2 protein-coding genes and 1 pseudogene are annotated in these 1,974 nt (G+C 73.0%); 1 reads left to right on the top strand and 2 read right to left on the bottom strand.

Annotation, left to right across the window (positions count from 1 at the left end):
• Positions 1 to 199: pseudogene (locus tag NCC78_RS31350) on the top strand (Asp/Glu racemase); the annotation flags it as partial.
• A 9-nt stretch (positions 200 to 208) separates the two neighbouring features.
• Here NCC78_RS31350 and NCC78_RS31345 read toward each other — a convergent pair.
• Both NCC78_RS31345 and NCC78_RS31340 read right to left on the bottom strand, forming a co-directional pair.
• Entirely contained in the window at positions 209 to 1,414 is a 1,206-nt protein-coding gene (locus NCC78_RS31345) for a low temperature requirement protein A (protein ID WP_250799049.1), read from the bottom strand.
• 268 nt (positions 1,415 to 1,682) lie between these two features.
• On the bottom strand, positions 1,683 to 1,974 hold a 292-nt coding region (locus tag NCC78_RS31340), incomplete at its 5' end, for a DUF4332 domain-containing protein (RefSeq protein ID WP_250799047.1).

Raw genomic sequence — 1,974 nt, 5'->3', positions numbered from 1 at the left:
CGACGTCAGCTGGGTGGACGCGGTGGTGCTCTCCGCCTGCGTGCAGATGCCGTCGCTGGCGGCGGTGCCGCTGGTGGAGGCGCGGATCGGCCGTCCGGTGCTGACCGCGGCGACCGCCACGGTGCACCAGGTGCTCACCGCCGTCGGCGTCGAGCCGTACGTGCCGGACGCGGGGCGGCTGCTGGCGCGGGCGGGCTGACCCGGCTCGTCAGTGCGGTGGGGCGGGGGCCTCCGGTGGGCGGCCGTGGCTGCGCCGCGCGTCGGCCACCGCCACCCCGGCGAGGACCAGCATGGCGGCGGTGGCGGCGACCAGCGGCGGCAGGAAGAGCACCGCGGGGGCCACGGTGAGCAGGGCCAGCAGGCCGCCGGGGCGGGACAGGGAGACGCGGCTGAACACCTCGTACTCGAAGGCGGAGCGACCCGCCAGGAACAGCGCCGGTCCGCCCAGGATGATCGCCGCCCAGCCCGGCGGTGTGCGACCGTGCGGGTCGTGCAGCACCAGGTCGAAGCCGGCCGCGGTGGTCACCACGCCGGCGACCATGAGCAGGTGGGTGTAGGGGGCGGTGCGCAGGAACCGGCTCGGCACCTTGGCCTGCTGGATCGCGGTGGGCAGCAGCTGACCGGACTTGTGCACGTAGATCCGCCAGAGCAGCAGGGTGCTGACGAAGGCCACCGCGAACGCCAGGATGTTCTGCGTCTCGGACTTGTCCAGGTTGAACATCGTGCCGATGGTCAGGATGGCGTCGCCGAGGGCGATGATGAAGAACTGCTGGTAGCGCTCGGAGAGGTGCTCGGCGGTGACGTTGCGCTGTTCGGTGGGCACCGCACCCAGGCCGGGGACCGGGTAGGCGAGCCGGAAACCCAGGTAGTCGATGCCCAGAGCGAGGGCCCAGAGCGCCATCCGGGCGTCGCCGTCGACCAGTCCGCCGATGATCCAGGGCACCGCCGAGACGGCGAACCAGAGGAAGATGCGGGCCGCCCGCTTCTGGGTCTGCCGATGGTGGCGGACCGCCGGCATGAGGAACAGGCCGCGGCCGAGGTGGATGGCGACGTAGGTGATGGCGAAGACGATCCCCCGGTTGTCGAACGCCTCGGGGATGGCGGTGGTCATCAGCAGCACGCCGAACATCACCGCGGTGATGAGCATTTTGATCTCGGGGCGTTCCGGGTCGTACATGTCGGTGACCAGGGTGGTGATGGCCCAGGTCCACCAGAGCGCGGCCAGCATGATCAGCGCCTGCCCGGCCCGGTGCCAGTTCACCTCGGTGACCATTCCCCGGGAGATGAGGGCGAGGGCGACCACGTAGACCAGGTCGAAGAAGAGTTCCAGCAGCGTCACCCGGCGGGGTGACTCGGGATCACGGACCGGAGGACGGGCCCGGCGTGGGGCAGGCTCCGGCGTGGCGTGCTGCACGGCTGCTCCTGCGGTACCGGTGTCGGCTCGGCGGGCCGTCCGGCCCTGCACCGACGGTAGCGACGCCCGATGGGTCGCGCGCCCGGTATGCCGCATTTCTTCGGAGCGTGGCGCACACGATCAACCCCGGGGTCCCGGTCATCGCGATGCCCGGCTGACCGGGGAGCGCGTTGACCGGGACGTCGAGCGGATCATGTGCGGGCGCGGGCGCGCAGGCGCACCCGGATCGCTGCCCGACGGCGCGTACCGCCGCCGGGCAGCGGTGCCCTCAGGCGTTCTCGCCGCCCACGACGGCCGGCAGCACGGTCGCCGCCTCGTCGGGAGCGCCGGCGAGCACCTTCGCCTGCTGCGGCCAGGTCGCCAGGCTGGGCGTGGCGCGCAGCCCGGCACCCCGGATCGTCTCCCGCAGCGCGGCCTCGTCCAGCTCGGCCAGCTGCCGGTACGTCCGGATGCCGGCGGCCAGCAGCGCCGAGGCCATCTTCGGGCCGACGCCCTGGATGCGGCGGAAGTCGTCCGCGGCCTGCGTCGCCTCGGCCGTCGGCCGGACCGGGGGAGTCGCC

It is taken from the genome of Micromonospora phytophila, from assembly GCF_023656545.1.
Taxonomy (GTDB): domain Bacteria; phylum Actinomycetota; class Actinomycetes; order Mycobacteriales; family Micromonosporaceae; genus Micromonospora; species Micromonospora phytophila.
The sequence above is the reverse complement of the archived record's forward strand: the minus strand, read 5'-3'. Positions and strand labels throughout refer to the sequence as shown.